General features: G+C 73.1%; 17 protein-coding genes. 13 read left to right on the top strand and 4 right to left on the bottom strand.

Going from position 1 to position 15,588, the window contains the following annotated elements; all coding sequences use genetic code 11:
• Window positions 1-5: 5 nt before the first annotated feature.
• The 3 genes from E4P38_RS16745 to E4P38_RS16735 are packed head-to-tail and all read right to left on the bottom strand — an operon-like array spanning window position 6 to window position 4,164.
• Entirely contained in the window at window positions 6-1,619 is a 1,614-nt protein-coding gene (locus tag E4P38_RS16745) for a carboxyl transferase domain-containing protein (RefSeq protein WP_135133092.1), read from the bottom strand.
• Window positions 1,616-3,337 (bottom strand): acyclic terpene utilization AtuA family protein, encoded by a 1,722-nt coding sequence (locus E4P38_RS16740; protein WP_135133091.1) that lies wholly within the window; start codon window positions 3,335-3,337, stop codon window positions 1,616-1,618. The genes E4P38_RS16745 and E4P38_RS16740 overlap by 4 nt, the downstream gene beginning before the upstream one ends.
• Entirely contained in the window at window positions 3,334-4,164 is an 831-nt protein-coding gene (locus tag E4P38_RS16735; RefSeq protein WP_245161089.1) for a TIGR03084 family metal-binding protein, read from the bottom strand. Before E4P38_RS16735 ends, E4P38_RS16740 begins: the two co-directional genes overlap by 4 nt.
• Before the next feature lie 70 nt (window positions 4,165-4,234).
• Between E4P38_RS16735 and E4P38_RS16730 the strand changes: the two genes are divergently transcribed.
• From E4P38_RS16730 to E4P38_RS22990, 11 genes are all read left to right on the top strand, one after another.
• On the top strand, window positions 4,235-5,251 hold the full coding sequence (locus E4P38_RS16730; protein WP_135133090.1) for a TIGR03617 family F420-dependent LLM class oxidoreductase: 1,017 nt from the start codon (window positions 4,235-4,237) through the stop codon (window positions 5,249-5,251).
• Window positions 5,252-5,339: 88 nt separating this feature from the next.
• Window positions 5,340-6,275, top strand: coding sequence for a zinc ABC transporter substrate-binding protein (locus E4P38_RS16725; protein WP_135133089.1), 936 nt, complete (start codon window positions 5,340-5,342; stop codon window positions 6,273-6,275).
• Window positions 6,272-7,093, top strand: coding sequence for an ABC transporter ATP-binding protein (locus E4P38_RS16720; protein ID WP_245161088.1), 822 nt, complete (start codon window positions 6,272-6,274; stop codon window positions 7,091-7,093). The genes E4P38_RS16725 and E4P38_RS16720 overlap by 4 nt, the downstream gene beginning before the upstream one ends.
• Window positions 7,090-7,968, top strand: coding sequence for a metal ABC transporter permease (locus tag E4P38_RS16715; RefSeq protein ID WP_135133088.1), 879 nt, complete (start codon window positions 7,090-7,092; stop codon window positions 7,966-7,968). The genes E4P38_RS16720 and E4P38_RS16715 overlap by 4 nt, the downstream gene beginning before the upstream one ends.
• Before the next feature lie 93 nt (window positions 7,969-8,061).
• The gene (locus E4P38_RS23000) at window positions 8,062-8,199 is read left to right on the top strand and encodes a hypothetical protein (protein WP_167760603.1); all 138 of its coding nucleotides are present in this window, start codon (window positions 8,062-8,064) and stop codon (window positions 8,197-8,199) included.
• A 139-nt stretch (window positions 8,200-8,338) separates the two neighbouring features.
• Window positions 8,339-8,977, top strand: a complete 639-nt coding sequence (locus E4P38_RS16710) for a TetR/AcrR family transcriptional regulator (RefSeq protein WP_245161087.1) — start codon at window positions 8,339-8,341, stop codon at window positions 8,975-8,977.
• A 37-nt stretch (window positions 8,978-9,014) separates the two neighbouring features.
• A complete protein-coding gene (locus E4P38_RS16705; RefSeq protein ID WP_135133087.1) occupies window positions 9,015-9,440 on the top strand; it encodes a hypothetical protein in 426 nt (141 codons plus the stop codon).
• A gap of 108 nt (window positions 9,441-9,548) precedes the next feature.
• Window positions 9,549-9,704, top strand: a complete 156-nt coding sequence (locus tag E4P38_RS22995) for a hypothetical protein (protein WP_167760602.1) — start codon at window positions 9,549-9,551, stop codon at window positions 9,702-9,704.
• 90 nt (window positions 9,705-9,794) lie between these two features.
• Window positions 9,795-10,187 (top strand): LapA family protein, encoded by a 393-nt coding sequence (locus E4P38_RS16700; protein WP_135133086.1) that lies wholly within the window; start codon window positions 9,795-9,797, stop codon window positions 10,185-10,187.
• A 140-nt stretch (window positions 10,188-10,327) separates the two neighbouring features.
• Window positions 10,328-12,172: an acyl-CoA dehydrogenase gene (locus tag E4P38_RS16695; RefSeq protein WP_135133085.1), complete on the top strand. Its 1,845-nt coding sequence runs from the start codon at window positions 10,328-10,330 to the stop codon at window positions 12,170-12,172.
• Between the two features lie 115 nt (window positions 12,173-12,287).
• Window positions 12,288-12,455, top strand: coding sequence for a hypothetical protein (locus E4P38_RS22990; protein WP_167760601.1), 168 nt, complete (start codon window positions 12,288-12,290; stop codon window positions 12,453-12,455).
• Here E4P38_RS22990 and E4P38_RS16690 read toward each other — a convergent pair whose 3' ends face one another.
• Entirely contained in the window at window positions 12,456-13,238 is a 783-nt protein-coding gene (locus tag E4P38_RS16690; RefSeq protein WP_135133084.1) for an SDR family NAD(P)-dependent oxidoreductase, read from the bottom strand.
• Window positions 13,239-13,453: 215 nt separating this feature from the next.
• Between E4P38_RS16690 and E4P38_RS16685 the strand changes: the two genes are divergently transcribed.
• Both E4P38_RS16685 and E4P38_RS16680 read left to right on the top strand, forming a co-directional pair.
• On the top strand, window positions 13,454-14,209 hold the full coding sequence (locus tag E4P38_RS16685; protein WP_135133083.1) for a 3-hydroxybutyrate dehydrogenase: 756 nt from the start codon (window positions 13,454-13,456) through the stop codon (window positions 14,207-14,209).
• 74 nt (window positions 14,210-14,283) lie between these two features.
• The coding region (locus E4P38_RS16680) for a GAF domain-containing protein (RefSeq protein WP_245161086.1) at window positions 14,284-15,588 on the top strand (1,305 nt) is incomplete at its 3' end.

Genomic DNA, 15,588 nt, shown 5'->3' with positions numbered 1-15,588 from the left:
GGCGCTCACATCCGGAAGACGCCGAAGCCGGCGTCTCCTCTGCCTGCGCCCACGCCCTCGACCTCGCGGTTGGCGATCGCCGACAGGCAGAGGCCGAGCACGGTGCGGGTGTCGCGGGGGTCGATGACGCCGTCGTCGTAGACGCGGCCGGACAGGAACTGCGGCAGCGACTCGGCCTCGATCTGGGCCTCGACCGCAGCCCGGAGCGCGGCGTCACCCTCCTCGTCGAACGCCGTCCCGCGGGCCTCGGCGGCGGCGCGGGCGACGATCGACAGCACGCCCGCCAGTTGCGCCGGCCCCATGACCGCCGACTTCGCCGAGGGCCAGGCGAACAGGAACCGGGGGTCGAAGGCGCGGCCGCACATCCCGTAGTGCCCGGCGCCGTAGGAGGCCCCGAGCAGCACCGACAGGTGCGGGACCCGGCTGTTGGCGACGGCGTTGATCATCATCGCGCCGTGCTTGATGATCCCGCCCTGCTCGTACTCCCGGCCGACCATGTAGCCGGTGGTGTTGTGCAGGAAGACCAGCGGGGTGTCGCTCTGGTTGGCCAGCGCGATGAACTGCGCGGCCTTCTGCGCCTCCTGGCTGAACAGCACGCCCTGCGCGTTGGCGAGCACGCCGACCGGGTGGCCGTGGATCCGTGCCCAGGCGGTGACCAGGCTCGGCCCGTAGCGGCGCTTGACCTCGTCGAAGTCCGAGTCGTCGACCACCCGGGCGAGCACCTCGCGTGGGTCGAACGGGCGCGACAGGTCGGTGCCGACGATGCCGAGCAGCTCCTCCTCGTCGTAGCGCAGGGCGACGGACGCGCCCGGGACCGGGCCGCGCTTGCGCCAGTCCAGCCGGGCGACGATCCGCCGTCCGATCCGCAGCGCGTCGACCTCGTCCAGGGCCACGTGGTCGGCGAGTCCGCTGACCCGGCCGTGCATCGCGGCCCCGCCGAGCTCCTCCTCGTCGGCGATCTCACCGGTGGCCATGCGCACCAGCGGCGGCCCGCCGAGGAAGACCTTCGCGCCCCCGTCCACCATCACGACGTGGTCGCTCATGCCGGGCACGTACGCGCCGCCGGCAGTCGAGTTGCCGAAGACCAGCGCGATCGTCGGGATGCCCGCCGCCGAGAGCCGGGTCAGGTCGCGGAAGATCTGCCCGCCTGGAATGAAGATGTCCTTCTGCGTGGGCAGGTCGGCGCCGCCGGACTCGACCAGGTTGATCAGCGGCAGCCGGTTCTCGCGGGCGATCTGCATCGCGCGCAGCGTCTTCTTCAGCGTCCACGGGTTGCTCGCGCCGCCGCGGACGGTGGGGTCGTTGGCGACCAGGACGCACTCGACGTCCTCGATCACGCCGACGCCGGTGACCACGCTGGCGCCGACGGCGAAGTCGCTGCCCCAGGCGGCCAGCGGGGAGAGCTCGAGGAACGGGCTGTCGGGGTCGAGCAGCAGCTCGATCCGCTCGCGCGGCAGGAGCTTGCCGCGCGTCCGGTGCCGGGCGACCGCCCTCTCCCCTCCGCCGGCGAGCGCCTTGGCGTGCTCGGCGTCCAGGGCCGCGAGGGCGTCGAGCATCGCCTCGCGGTTGGCGGCGAACTGCGCCGACGCCGGATCCAGCGCCGAGCGGAACACGGTCACAACAAGGCCTCCGGGATGTCGAGGGTGCGGCCGCGCAGCCATTCACCGACCGCCTTGCCCTGGGGGTCGAACCGGCTGCTGGCCGCCACACCGCGGCCGAGCAGCCCGTCGATGACGACGTTGACCGCCCGCAGGTTCGGCAGCGCGTGGACTGTGACGGGCAGCGCCGCGGCCTCGGGCAGCAGTTCGCGCACGCGGTCGGGCGTGAGGGTGGCCGCGAGCCAGGCAGCCGCCTCGTCGGTGCCCGCCCACAGTCCGATGTTCGCCGTCCCGCCCTTGTCACCGCTGCGGGCGCGGGCGACGGCGCCGAGCGGCGCCCGGCGGGTGGGTCCGGCGAAGGTCGTGCTCTGCTTACCTGGCGAAGCAGAGCACGACTGTGCCGAAGACAACTCCTCGAGGGGATGGGTCTGCACGGACGGGGCGATGTCCACGCGGCTGCCGTCGGGCAGGACGGCGACGTGCGGGACAGCGTCCTGCGGCACGAACGCGGCCGTGTAGACGCCGAACGGGGATCCGGTGCCCGGCGGCGCGGTGAGGTGGAAGCCCGGATAGCTTGCCAGCGCCATCTCCACAGCCGCCCCGCTGAACGCGCGGCCGACGACCTCGGGCGAGGGGTCCAGCGCCGAGCAGCGCAGGAGCACGCTGGCGCCGGCCTCGGTGCCGGCGTCCGGTCGCTCGACCCCGACCGTCGACCAGGCCAGTTCGGCCGGCCGCACGGGCAGGCCGGCCTCGAACTGCGCACGGGCGAAGGCTGCCTTCGCGTCGATCCGGTCGCCGGTCAGCACGAACGTCACCTCGTTGCGGTGCCCGCCGAGTGCGTTGAGACAGACCTTCGCCTCCGGCGGCGGGAGCTCGCCGCGCACCCCGGAGATCCGCACCCGGTCGCGACCGTCGTCGTCCAGCCGGATCGTGTCGAACCGCGCGACCACGTCGGGGCCGGCGTACCGCGGGCCGCCGATCTCGTAGAGCAGCTGGGCGGTGACGGTGTCGCGGTCGACCACGCCGCCGGTGCCGGGGTGCTTGGTGATCACGCAGGAGCCGTCGGCGGCGAGTTCGACCAGCGGGAAGCCGGGGTGCAGCAGCTGCTCGAGCGGGTGCTCGTCGAAGGAGGCGAGGTTGCCGCCGGTGGCCTGGGCACCGCACTCCAGCACGTGACCGGCCGCCACGGCACCGGCCAGCGCGTCCAGGTCGTCGCGGCCCCAGCCGAAGTACGCGATACCCGGCCCGACCACCAGCGAGGCGTCGGTGACCCGGCCGGTGACGACGACGTCCGCCCCGGCACGCAGGCATTCCGCGATCCCGAACGCGCCGAGGTAGGCGTTCGCGGTCAGCGGCGCCCCGAGCCCCAGATCCGCCGCGCGGGGCAGCAGGTCGTCGCCCTCCACGTGCGCCACGGCGCTCGGCAGACCCAGCCGGCCGGCCAGGTCCCGCAGCGCGTCCGCGAGGCCGGCCGGGTTCAGCCCGCCGGCGTTCACCACGATCCGGACGCCCCGGTCGTGCGCCAGCCCGAGGCACTCCTCCATCTGGGACAGGAAGGTGCGCGCGTACCCGCGGGAGGGGTCCTTCGCCCGGTCCCGGCCCAGGATCAGCAGGGTCAGCTCGGCCAGGTAGTCACCCGTGAGGACGTCGAGCGGCCCGTCCTCGAGCATCTCCCGGACCGCCGACCGCCGGTCCCCGTAGAAGCCCGACGCGTTGCCGATCCGCAGCGGTCCGCTCACGTACCGGCGTCCGCGGGCGGGCGCTCCTCGCCGGGCGGCCCGGCGAAGGCCTGCGCGAGGTCCAGCCAGCGGTCGGCATCGGGGCCGGTGGCCTCGAGAGCAAGGTCGGCACGGTGCCGCCGGCGGGTGACCCGCAGGCAGAAGTCCAGCGCCGGGCCGGTGACCCGCTGGTCGGCGTCCTCGGGTCCCCAGGTCCAGGTGCCGCCGTCCGGCGCGGTCAGCTCCACGCGGAACTCGTCGGTCGGCGGCGGGAGCCCGTTCTGCTGGAAGGCGAAATCGCGCGTGCGGACGCCGATGTGCGCGACGTGCCGCAACCGCCCGGACACCGACGGCGGGTGGTGCAGCGCATCGGTGACGTCGAGGCCGTGCGCCCACGTCTCCATCAGCCGCGCCGTCGCCATGGACTCCGCGCTCATCGGCGGCCCGAACCACGGCAGCCGGGCGCCCGCGGGCAGGGCGGCCAACCGCTCGGCCAGCGCCGCCCGCCCGTCCCGCCACCGCGCCAGCAACCGCTCCGGCGCGTCGGTCGCGCCCGTGTCCGCGGCGTCGTCGACGGCGGCGGTCAGGCCGGGAGCGGCGTCGGTCATCGCACGGGTGAACCCCTCGGGGTCGGTCGCGGCGAGGAGCGCCTGCTCGTCGGTCCAGGCGAGGTGGGCGATCTGGTGGGCGATGGTCCAGCCCTCGGCCGGCGTCTGGCCCAGCCACGCCGTCTCCTCGAGCGCGGCGACGACGCCGTCCAGTGCGTCCCCCTCGGCCCGAAGGTCGGCGAGCAGCGGTGCCAGCTGCGCCACGACGACCTCCTGCCGGCCGGCGACGCTGCCGGCCACTGGGCGCAGAACCTACGGAAGGCGGTCCGGACCTCGCCAGGGGGTCCCCTGTCGGGCAAGCTCGGCAGCCGTGCTCCTCGACGCCGCGCTGCTGTCCACCGGGAACGACGACATCCCGGCCACCGCCCGGGACCTGGAGGCCCGCGGCTACGCCGGGGTGTGGGCGTCCGAGGTCGACTCCGACCCCTTCCTTCCCCTGATGGCGGCCGGGCTGGCCACCGAACGGCTGCAGGTGGGGACGGCGATCGCGGTCGCGTTCGCCCGCTCCCCGATGACCCTCGCCACCACCGCCTACGACCTCCAGCGCTACACCCGCGGCCGGTTCGTACTCGGCCTGGGGACGCAGATCAAAGCGCACATCGAGCGGCGGTTCTCGATGCCGTGGAGCCCGCCGGTCGCCCGGATGCGCGAGTATGTCGACGCGCTGAACGCCATCTGGAGCGCGTGGCAGGATGGCACCCCGCTGCGCTTCCAGGGCGAGCACTACCGGCACACCCTGATGACGCCGATGTTCGCCCCCGCCGCGCACGAGTGGGGCCCCCCGCCGGTGTACCTCGCGGCGGTCGGCCCGGCGATGACGCGGCTGGCCGGTGAGGTCGGCGACGGTCTGCTGGTGCACGGGTTCACCACCGAGCGCTACCTGCGCGAGCGCACGATCCCGGCGCTGGAGGAGGGCCTGGCCACCGCCGGCCGGACCCGGGAGCAGGTCGCCGTCACGCTTCCCGGGATGGTCGTGACCGGCCGGGACGCCGAGGAGATGGCCGCGGCCGCCCTTGCGGTGAAGGCGACGATCGCGTTCTACGGCAGTACGCCTGCCTACCGCCCGGTGCTCGAGGTGCACGGCTGGGAGTCCCTCGCCGACGAACTGCACGCCCTGTCGGTCAGCCGCCGCGAGGACAAGTGGACGGCGATGCGCGACCTGGTCGACGACGAGGTCCTGGCCGCGTTCGCCGTCGTCGCCGAGCCACAGGACGTGCCGACCGAGGTGGTGCGGCGCTTCGACGGCGTGATCGACCGGTTCAGCGTCTACGCGTCCTATCCCGCCGCCCTGGACCTCTGGGATCCGCTGGTCGCCGGCTCCCGCTGACGCCCTTCCTGACCCCCGTGCGGCGGGACGCTCCCGTCGGGCATACTGGTAGTGGGAATCATTGTCAGTTACGAGGAGAACCGCCGTCGTGCCCCGCGCCCGCACCACCGCCGTCCGCACGGCGGTCGCGCTCACCACTCTCGCTGTCGCCGCCTGCTCCGGCGGATCCGACGACGGATCGACGGTCGCGACCGGCAATGCCGACGCGTGCCCCGGCGAGGTCGTCGACGTCGTGGTCTCGGTCGGCCAGTGGAGCGACGTCGTCCGCTCCATCGGGGGTGACTGCGCGAACGTCACGACGATCGTGGCGTCCGGCGCGGTGGACCCGCACGACTTCGAGCCCGGCACGGCCGATCTCGCCGCCTTCTCCGACGCCGACCTGGTCGTCGTCAACGGCGCCGACTACGACTCCTGGGCCGAGGACGCCGTGGAGTCCCAGGACCCCGCGCCCGCGGTGCTGGACGTGGCGGACCTCGTCGACGCTCCCGACGGCGCCGACCCGCACCTCTGGTACGAGCCCGAGGCGGTGCACGCCATCGGCCCGGCCCTGGCCGACGAGCTCACCCGGGCCTCCCCCGACGCCGCTCCCTTCTTCGAGGAGCGCGCCGCCGCCTGGCAGGCGGGCCTGCGCCCCTACCTCGACGCCGTCCTCGCCCTCGGCTCGAGCGTCTCCGGCCGCACGTACGCCGCGACCGAGCCGGTGTTCGACCGGATGGCCGCGGCGCTCGGGCTGGTCGACGCGACGCCGGAGGGGTACCGCCGCGCCTCGAGCAACGACAGCGACCCGGCGCCCGGTGATCTCGCCGCGTTCGAGTCGGCACTGGCCGACGGCTCCGTCGACGTCCTGATCTACAACACGCAGACCAGCGGCAGCGTGCCGGAGCAGCTGCGCGCCGCCGCCGAGGCCGCCGGGGTGCCGGTGGTCGAGGTCTCGGAATCGCCGCCCGACGCGAGCGGTTCCTTCATCGCGTGGCAGCTCGCCCAGTTCTCCGACGTCTCCGACGCCCTCGCCGGGGCGCCGTGACGGTGCTTCCCGCGACCGGTGGCGACCGTCCGGCCGCGCTGGAGATGGTGGACGTGAGCGTCGTCCGCGGGGGCCGCACGGTCTGGTCGGAGGGGACGTTCAGCGTCGCCGCGGGCGCCGTCGTCGGCGTGATCGGTCCCAACGGCGCCGGCAAGACGACCCTGTTCCAGCTCGCCCTCGGCCTGCTCCCGGTGGCAGGCGGCCGCGTGGACGTCCTGGGCGCGCCGCCGCGCCGCGGCAACCGCCGGATCGGCTACGTCCCGCAGAACTACACCGCCGCCCTGGGGCACGCCATCCGCTGTCGCGACCTGGTCACGCTGGGGCTGACGGGGAGCCGGTTCGGGCTGCGGCCCACCTCGGCCGCCGAGCGCGCCCGGGTGGACGAGGCCCTGCGCCGGGTGGGCGCCTACGACTACGCCGAGAGCCGCATGTCGGAGCTCTCGGGCGGCCAGCAGCAGCGGGTCGCCATCGCCCAGGCCATCGTCGACGACGCCGAGCTGCTGCTCCTCGACGAGCCGTTGGCCAACCTGGACCTGCGCAACCAGCAGGAGATCGTCCAGCTGCTCGGTGAGCTGCACCGCGAGCGCGACGTCACGATCATGGTGGTGGCGCACGACCTGAACCCCCTGCTGCCGGTGCTCTCCGAGGCGATCTACCTGCTCGACGGGCATCCGCACCACGACCCGATCACCGACGTCGTGCAGGAGGAGCTCCTCACCCACCTCTACGGCACCCCGGTGGGCGTCGTCCGCACCGCGCAGGGCGACCTGTTCACCCGCGCCGCGTGGCGGGACCCCGCCCCTGGATCACAGCGATGAGTGCACTCGCCGGTGTCCAGTTCCAGTCGAACTGGCTGGAGATCCTGGGCAGCCCGTTCATGCAGCACGCCCTGATCGGGGGCTCGCTGGTCGCGGTCGCGGCGGGCCTGCTCGGCTACTTCGTCATCACGCGGCAGAACGCCTTCGCCGCGCACGCGCTGGCCCACATCGGCTTCCCGGGAGCGACCGGCGCGATCCTGGTCGGCGCACCGGTCACCCTGGGCCTCGCCGTCTTCTGCGTCGGGGGCGGGCTGCTCATCGGGCTGTTCGGCCGGAAGGTGGCCGACCGCGAGATGGCCACCGGCACGATCCTCGCCCTGGCCACCGCGCTCGGGGTCCTGTTCGCCTCGTTGGCCAGCGCGAACGCGAGCACGACGACGTCGGTGCTGTTCGGCAACCTGCTGGCGATCTCCGACGACCAGCTGCTGGTCTACGGCGCGTTCACCGCCGCGGTGGTGGGAACGCTCGCCGTCCTGGCCCGGCCCCTGGTGTTCGCCTCGGTCGACCCCGCCGTCGCCGAGGCCCGCGGTGTGCCGGTGCGTGCGCTCGGGCTCGCGTTCGTCGTCCTCCTGGCCCTGACGATCACGATGGCCGTCCAGGTGGTCGGCACCCTGCTGCTCTTCGCGCTGGTGGTGACGCCGGCGGCGACCGCGCTCCGGATCACGGCCCGGCCGGGGCGGGTCGCACTGATCTCGGTGGCGCTCGCGCTGGCCGCGGTGTGGGGCGGCCTGGTGCTGTCGGCGATGGTGGATCTGCCGCCGAGCTTCTTCATCGTGTCACTCGCCGTACTCGCCTGGGTCGTCGTCCTGGCCGTCGTCGGACGGCGCCGCAACCGGCCCGCCGAGCCCCTCCTGGACACCCACCACCCGCACTGACCTGCGGGGACGTGAGCGATCTCTCAGCCCCAACGGGGAGGATCACCGGTCCGGGGCGTTTCCCGATCGGCCCGCCGAGGGCAGGCTGTGTACATGGCGGACATGCAGAACGAGATCCGAGTATCCGACGACTCCACCGAGGCTCAGACCGAGGAGTCGCGCACCCCCGAGCAGGCGACCGCCACCGTCACCCGCATGCTGGCCAACCCGCGGCGCGTGCGCCGCAACTGAAGGAAGTCACTCTCCGTTGCCACAGCGGCCCCACCGCTCCCCGGCGTCCCGCACAACCCGGGCGCCTCTCGTCACACAGAGCGACATTCATCGGCGTGCCGCGAACTGATCCGTCACGGTGTGGTGCACCATCCCTGACGTGACCGCTGCCCTGTCCCTCGCCCCCGCAGACAACGCACTCGCAGACGCCGGGGCCCCGGTGCGCCGGAGTCGTGCCGAGCGTCAGGCGATCGTGCTGGACACCGCGGAGCGGCTCTTCGCCGGCCGCAGCTCCCGCAGCGTGGGCATGGACGAGCTCGTCCGCGAGACCGGGCTCGGCAAGATGACGGTCTACCGGCTCTTCAAGAGCAAGGACGACCTCGTCGGGGCCTACCTCTCCCGCAAGGCCGCCACGGTGCTGGCGTTCATCGACGCCGAGTTGGTCCGCCTCGAGGGCGACCCGCGCGCCGCGCTGCTGTCGGTCGTCGACGCCGTCGAGCGCGACGTGACCCGCACCGGCTTCCGCGGCTGCCCGTTCAACAACGTCAGCAGCGAGTACGACGACCCGCAGCACCCGGCCCGCAGCGCGGCCGCCGACTACAAGTTCGAGCTCTACGGCCGGCTCGAGCGGCTCGCCGACGAGATCGTGCCCGGCGCCGGTGAGGACCTCGCCGCACAGATCCACCTGATCATCGACGGTATGTACCTCTCGGGCGGTCTGCTCGGTCCCGACGGCCCCGCGTCGCACGGGCGCCAGCTCGCCGAGCGTCTGATCAACCTCTCCGCCGCCCGCCTCTGACCAGGCGCTCACCCCGCCGGCCCCGCACGATGGGCCGGTGACGAACGACCGCACCCGTCCCGAGCTCGACGACACCACGGTCGAGGGGCTCGGCAAGCTCTCCGAGGCCCTCGAGACCGTCGAGCAGGCCCGCGGCCTGCTGTACGGCTTCCACCAGCTGACCGGCAAGGCCGACCGCGTGCTCCAGGACGCCGTCGAGCTGCTGCGGAATGCCGGGCACACCGCGCTCGCCGACGACGTCGACCGCGACCTGGTGGGCCGCAACGTCATCGCCGACCGCTGGACCTTCCAGATCGTCGAGGACTTCGACGCGAACTACTGGACCGCCTTCCGGGACTTCGACGCCCGCGCGCGCGAGGAACTGGCCGACGGCGACCGGCACGTCTTCGAGGCGCGCATGAAGCAGTCGGAACGGACGACGGGCCACCCCCACCACGAGGCCGGACCCGCACTCGAGGACTGACCCGCACTCGAGGACAGAGTCGAAGATCCACAGCCAGCGCACCGGGGCCTGCGTCGCGGGGAGACCCCGACAGAGCGGCGTCTCGTCATTCGACGCACACTCGGCCTCATGACGATGCCCGAGGAGAAGGACGATCGCGAAGCCGGCCCGCTCGGCAGCGAGGTGGCGCCGCCGGGGGACGAGGAGTCGCAGGGCGGCCCCGACGGCGTCGCCGGCCCCAGCTACCCGCCGGCGGAGACCGAGCCCGACGCGCACCGCGACTGACGTCGGTCGAGCGTTGCGGAACGGCAACTTTCCCGGTCCGGGTGCAGCCGCGCCCTGCGGACGGCCCCGGACCGGATCACACTCAGCGACGTGACCACTCCCGAACAGCGCCCGGCCGGAGTCCCCGGCTCCGACCCCACCGCCGGTTTCCCCGCCAGCACGTCGTCCGCGCCCGCCGGCACGACCGCCCCCTCCGCGGGCGGCCCGCCGTCCGGCCCGGCGCAGACCGGTCCCGCGAAGCCCGCCCGCCACACCGGCCGGACGATCGGCCGCACGGTGGCGCTCGCCCTGCTGATCTTCGTGACGGTCGTCCTGGTGCTGTTCGTCGTCTTCAACACCCAGAACGTCGACATCAGCCTCGTCTTCACCGACGTGAACGCGCCGCTGGTCCTGGCGCTCCTCATCGCCGCGGTCCTGGGCGGGCTGGTCTCCGCACTGCTGGGAGCCGTGCTGGCCGCGCGGGGGCGGCGCAGGAGCCGCTGAGTAGCGAGCTTCCCGAAATCAACCCCTCCGGGCGTGTCACCACCGCAGCACTTGCTCGTTGCTACCCGTGAGTAATACCGTTTGTTACTGGTGAGTAGGAAACCGCCGCTCACCAGCACGGAGCACGGGAGCCCAGCGCAATGACGCACTACACCGCCAACCTGCGGGACCTCGAGTTCAACCTGTTCGAGTTCCTCGACACCAAGGACCGGTTCGGCTCCGGACCGTTCGAGCAGATGGACGTCGACACCGCGCGCGGGGTGCTGACCGAGATCCGCCGGCTGGCCGAGGGGCCGATCGCCGCGTCCTTCGCCGACGCCGACCGCAACCCGCCGGTCTTCGACCCCGCCACGCACTCGGTGACGCTGCCCGAGTCGTTCAAGAAGTCGATGAAGGCGATCAACGACGGCGAGTGGTGGCGGCTCGACGTCCCCGAGCACCTGGGCGGATTCGGCGCCCCGCACGCGCTGACGTGGGCCGCGTTCGAGATGGTGCTGGGCGCCAACCCCGCCGTCTTCATGTACGGCTCGGGTGCGGCGTTCGCCGCCGTCCTGGACGAGCTGGGCACTCCCGACCAGAAGAAGCTGGCCGGGCTCATGCTGGAGAAGGGCTGGGGCGCCACGATGGTGCTCACCGAGCCCGACGCCGGCTCCGACGTAGGCGCCGGCACCACCAAGGCCGTGCAGCAGGCCGACGGCTCGTGGCACATCACCGGCGTGAAGCGGTTCATCACCTCCGCCGAGCACGACCTCAGCGACAACATCATCCACCTGGTCCTGGCCCGCCCCGAGGGCGCGAAGGCCGGCACGAAGGGGCTGTCGCTGTTCGTCGTCCCCAAGTTCCACGTCGACACCGAGACCGGTGCCCTGGGCGAGCGCAACGGCGTCTACGTCACCAACGTCGAGAAGAAGATGGGCCTGAAGGTCTCCACGACCTGCGAGCTCACCTTCGGCGACGGACCGGTGCCCGCGCAGGGCTGGCTGGTCGGCGAGGTGCACGACGGCATCGCCCAGATGTTCAAGGTCATCGAGCACGCGCGCATGTTCGTCGGGGCCAAGGCGATCGCGACCCTCTCGGCCGGCTACCAGGTCGCTCTGGACTACGCGAAGACCCGCATCCAGGGAGCGGACCTCACCGCCACGACGAAGGACGCCCCGCGGGTGACCATCACCCACCACCCGGACGTCCGCCGCTCGCTCATGATCCAGAAGGCCTACGCCGAGGGCATGCGCGCGCTGTACCTCTACACCGCGAGCTTCCGTGACCAGGTCATCGAGGCAGAGGCGGCGGGCGAGGGCCACAGCGAGCAGGCGAAGCTGGCCGAGCGGGTCAACGACCTGCTGCTGCCGATCGTGAAGGGTTTCGGCTCCGAGCGGGCCACCCAGCTGCTGACCGCGGAGTCGTTGCAGACCCTCGGCGGCTCGGGCTACCTGCAGGACTACCCGATCGAGCAGTACATCCGCGACTCCAAGATCGACACCCTCTACGAGGGCACCACGGCGATCCAGGGTCAGGACTTCTTCTTCCGGAAGATCGTCAAGGACGGCGGGGTCGCACTGACCTGGCTGGCCGAGCAGATCAAGGCGACGGTGGACGGCGAGATCGGCAACGGCCGGCTCAAGGAGGAGCGCGCTCTCCTCGGCGCCGCGCTCAACGACGTGCAGGGCATGCTCACCGCGATGTTCGGCCACCTGACGGCGGCGCAGGAGGACATGACCTCGCTCTACAAGGTCGCCCAGAACACCAGCCGGCTGCTGCTGGCCACCGGTGACCTGATCACCGCCTGGCTGCTGGTCCGCCAGTCCGAGGTCGCCCTGGCCGCGCTGTCCGGCGAGGTCGGCGAGAAGGACCGGTTCTTCTACGAGGGCAAGCTCGCCGCGACGCGGTTCTTCGCCACCCAGGTGCTGCCGCGCCTGTCCTCGGAGCGGGCGATCGTCGAGAACACCGACAACGCGCTGATGGAGATCGACGAGGCCGTCTTCTGAGCGGACCCCCTTGACGGCCGTCGTCCCCTCCGGGACGGCGGCCGTCGCTGTTTCGTCACCCGGGTGCCGGGCATGGGCTCCCAGACGGCAGCCGGACCGACCACGAGGAGCGCGCATGACCGAGCCCGAGAGCACCGGCTACGAGGACTCGCCCGACACCGCCGACGGCCCGGTCGGCGAGGACCAGACCGACGACGGTCCCGAGGGCAGCGCGACGCTCACGACCGACGAGGACGCCCAGGCCGACGACGGCGTCGTGCGCCCGGGCAACGATCCGGGCTGATCACGTGCTCATCCCGCCGTCGACGACGAGGGTGCTGCCCGTGGTGAAGCTGCTCTGGCTCGAGGCCAGGTAGAGCACCGACCGCGCGATCTCCTCCGGCCGCGCGTGCCGGCCCAGCGGGATCTGCCGGTCGAGGAACGCGGTGGCGTCGGTGCCCAGGACGGTGCTGAGCCCCGTCTCGATCCCGGACTGGAACTCGTTGGCCACCGGCCCGGGGTGGATCGTGTTGACCCGGATGCCGCGGGCCGCGGCCTCCTTGGCCGCCGATCGCATCAGCCCCACCTGGGCATGCTTGGCCGCGGCGTACGCGCTCACCCCGGCGTCCGCGCGCACCCCGGCCACGCTGGACACGATCACCACGCTGCCGCCGTCGCTCAGGACGCGCAGCCCGTGCTTGCAGGCCAGGAAGACGCCGCGCACGTGCACCGCCAGCGTGCGGTCGAACTCGTCGACGTCGAACTCGGTGATCGGGGCGACCGCCGCCGGGGTTCCCGCGTTCGCCACGACGACGTCGAGCCGGCCGTGCCGGTCGATCACGCTGTCCATCGCGGCGGCCACATCGGCCTCCGCGCTGGCGTCACCGGTGATGGCCCAGACGTTGACGTCGTCCAGCGAGGACTGCGCCGTCCTCAGCGAGTCGGCGTTGCGGTCGACCAGCACGACGCGGGCGCCCTCCTTGAGGAACAGCCTCGCCGTGGCCCGCCCGAGGCTGCCGCCACCGCCGGTGACCAGGGCGACCTGGCCCTCCAGCAGGTTCCGCCGGTCGGGGTCGGGCACGCGCATGGGAGAACCTCCGCTGGCTCGTCGTCGGGGGCCGAGTCTCTCAGCCGACCGGACGCCCGCCGGGCACCGACGGGCCTGCGGTCGTGACGGCAGTCATGTGGCATCGCCCCATGCCCCGACGTGGAATCAGATGTGTCTCGGCGCCACACACCGACCCTCGACTGTGTGGGTGACATCCGTGTGGCTCGTCACGGTCGCCGTCTACCGTCCCCCTCATGCCCGCTACCGGACCGCTGCTCGGACGACGTGCGCTCATCACCGGCGGGGCGTCGGGCATCGGTCTGGCCTGCGCCGTGCGCCTGGCCGACGAGGGCGCCGACGTCGTGGTGGTCGATCGTGACGCCGAGGCGGCGAAGAGCGCGGCCGCCCAGGTCGGCGGCACGGCGGTCGCCGTGGACCTCTCCGACCTGACCGCCGTCGACGGGCTGGACCTCGCCGTCGACATCCTGGTCAACAACGCCGGGCTCCAGCACGTGGCGCCCCTGCACGAGTTCCCGGTCGACCGCTTCTCCTACATCCTCCGGCTGATGCTCGAGGCCCCGTTCCGGCTCGTCCGGGGCGCGCTCCCCCACATGTACGAACGGGGCTGGGGCCGCGTCGTGAACATCAGCTCGATCCACGGCCTGCGCGCCTCGCCGTTCAAGTCCGCCTACGTCACCGCCAAGCACGGCCTGGAGGGGCTCTCGAAGGTGATCGCGCTCGAGGGCGCCGAGCACGGCGTCACCTCCAACTGCGTCAACCCGGCCTACGTGCGGACACCCCTGGTCGAGGGACAGATCGCCGACCAGGCCAAGGCCCACGGGCTGTCGGAGGACCAGGTCGTCGAGCAGGTGATGCTCGCCCCGGCCGCGGTGAAACGGCTCATCGAGCCGGCGGAGGTCGCCGGGGCGGTGGCCTACCTCTGCTCCCCCGCCGCGGCGTCCATCACCGGCACGTCCCTGGTGATGGACGGCGGTTGGAGCGCGCACTGATGAAGGACCCCCTGCCCCCCACCGCTCGCAGGCTCGCGGCGGAACCTGGCAGGGGGCCGACGAGAATGCTCGCCATGTCGGCCATCGAGTTCTTCGAGCTGCTCCTGGATGGCGCCGCGGCCATCGAGTACGAGCGGCCGCTGGTCCGCGCCCGGGCCGCCGGCGCGGACGGCGACGAGCTGGCCGAGCTCGAGCGCGTCAAGTTCCTCGCCCTGGAGGTGCGGGGGGCCTTCGCCGCGCGCCGCCGTCGCGAGTCGGAGCTGTCGGCGCTCTTCGACACCGCCAGCGACCTCGCCGCCCTGCGCGGGGTCGACTCCGTGCTCAGCGCGATCGTGCGTCGCGCCCGGCAGCTGCTCGGCACCGACGTCTCGTACCTGACCCTCAACGACCTGGCCCGGCGCGACACCTACATGCGCGTGACCGACGGCTCGGTCTCCGCCCGCTTCCAAGCGCTCCGGCTGCCGATGGGGGCCGGCCTGGGGGGCCTGGTCGCCCAGACCGCCGCGCCGTACGCCACGGCCAGCTACTTCAAGGACGCCCGCTTCCGGCACACCAACGAGATCAACGACGGCGTCCGCGACGAGGGGCTCGTCGCCATCCTGGGCGTGCCGCTGATCCGGGGGTCCCAGGTGATCGGGGTCCTCTTCGCCGCCGACCGCACCGAGCGGACCTTCGACCGGGCGCAGGTGTCGCTGCTGGGCTCCCTCGCGGCGCACGCGGCGATCGCGCTGGACAACGCCCGCCTGCTCGAGGAGACCCGGGCCGCGCTGGACGAGCTGTCGGCCGCGAGCCGGGAGCTGCGCGCCCACACCGCGTCGGTGGAGCGGGCCGCGGGGGCGCACGACCGGTTCATCGACGTCGTCCTCCGGGGTGGCGGGGTGGAGGACGTCGCGGCGGCCGTCACCGAGGCGCTGGGCGGCACCATCACCGTGCTGGACGAGGAGGGCCGGGGAACACCGGCCGACACCCCCGGGGACGCCGGGCTGCCACCGGACCCGGCCGGCGGCCTGACCCGCTCCCGCGCGACCGGCCGCACCGTCCGGGACGGCAGCTGGTGGACGGCGGCCGTCACCGTCGACAGCGAGCTGCTCGGCGGTCTGGTGCTCCACCGGGACGACGAGCTGTCCGACGCCGACCAGCGCATCCTCGAGCGTGCGGCGCTGGTGACCGCGCTCCTGCTGCTGATCCGCCGGACGGCGGGCGAGGCGGAGAACCGGGTCCGGGGGGAGCTGCTCGAGGAGCTGCTCGGCCCGACGGTCCGGGACCCCGACGGCCTGCGGGAGCGGGCCCGCCGGCTGGGGGCCGACCTCGATCGCCCGCACGCGGTGGTCGTGGCGCGCGTCGAGGAGCGGTGCCGGGCGCGGGCGCTGGCCGCCGCG

Origin of the sequence: Blastococcus sp. CT_GayMR16 (assembly GCF_004570875.1) — a bacterium.
Taxonomy (GTDB): Bacteria; Actinomycetota; Actinomycetes; order Mycobacteriales; family Geodermatophilaceae; genus Blastococcus_B.
This window is presented reverse-complemented; position numbering and strand designations above follow the sequence as displayed.

Bases quoted from the DNA above. Each gene is read 5' to 3' on its own strand.
- E4P38_RS16715 (WP_135133088.1), top strand. From the start codon at position 7,090: ATGAGTGCACTCGCCGGTGTCCAGTTCCAGTCGAACTGGCTGGAGATC.
- E4P38_RS22990 (WP_167760601.1), top strand. From the start codon at position 12,288: ATGACCGAGCCCGAGAGCACCGGCTACGAGGACTCGCCCGACACCGCC.
- E4P38_RS23000 (WP_167760603.1), top strand. From the start codon at position 8,062: ATGGCGGACATGCAGAACGAGATCCGAGTATCCGACGACTCCACCGAG.
- E4P38_RS16685 (WP_135133083.1), top strand. From the start codon at position 13,454: ATGCCCGCTACCGGACCGCTGCTCGGACGACGTGCGCTCATCACCGGC.
- E4P38_RS16695 (WP_135133085.1), top strand. From the start codon at position 10,328: ATGACGCACTACACCGCCAACCTGCGGGACCTCGAGTTCAACCTGTTC.
- E4P38_RS22995 (WP_167760602.1), top strand. From the start codon at position 9,549: ATGACGATGCCCGAGGAGAAGGACGATCGCGAAGCCGGCCCGCTCGGC.
- E4P38_RS16690 (WP_135133084.1), bottom strand. From the start codon at position 13,238: ATGCGCGTGCCCGACCCCGACCGGCGGAACCTGCTGGAGGGCCAGGTC.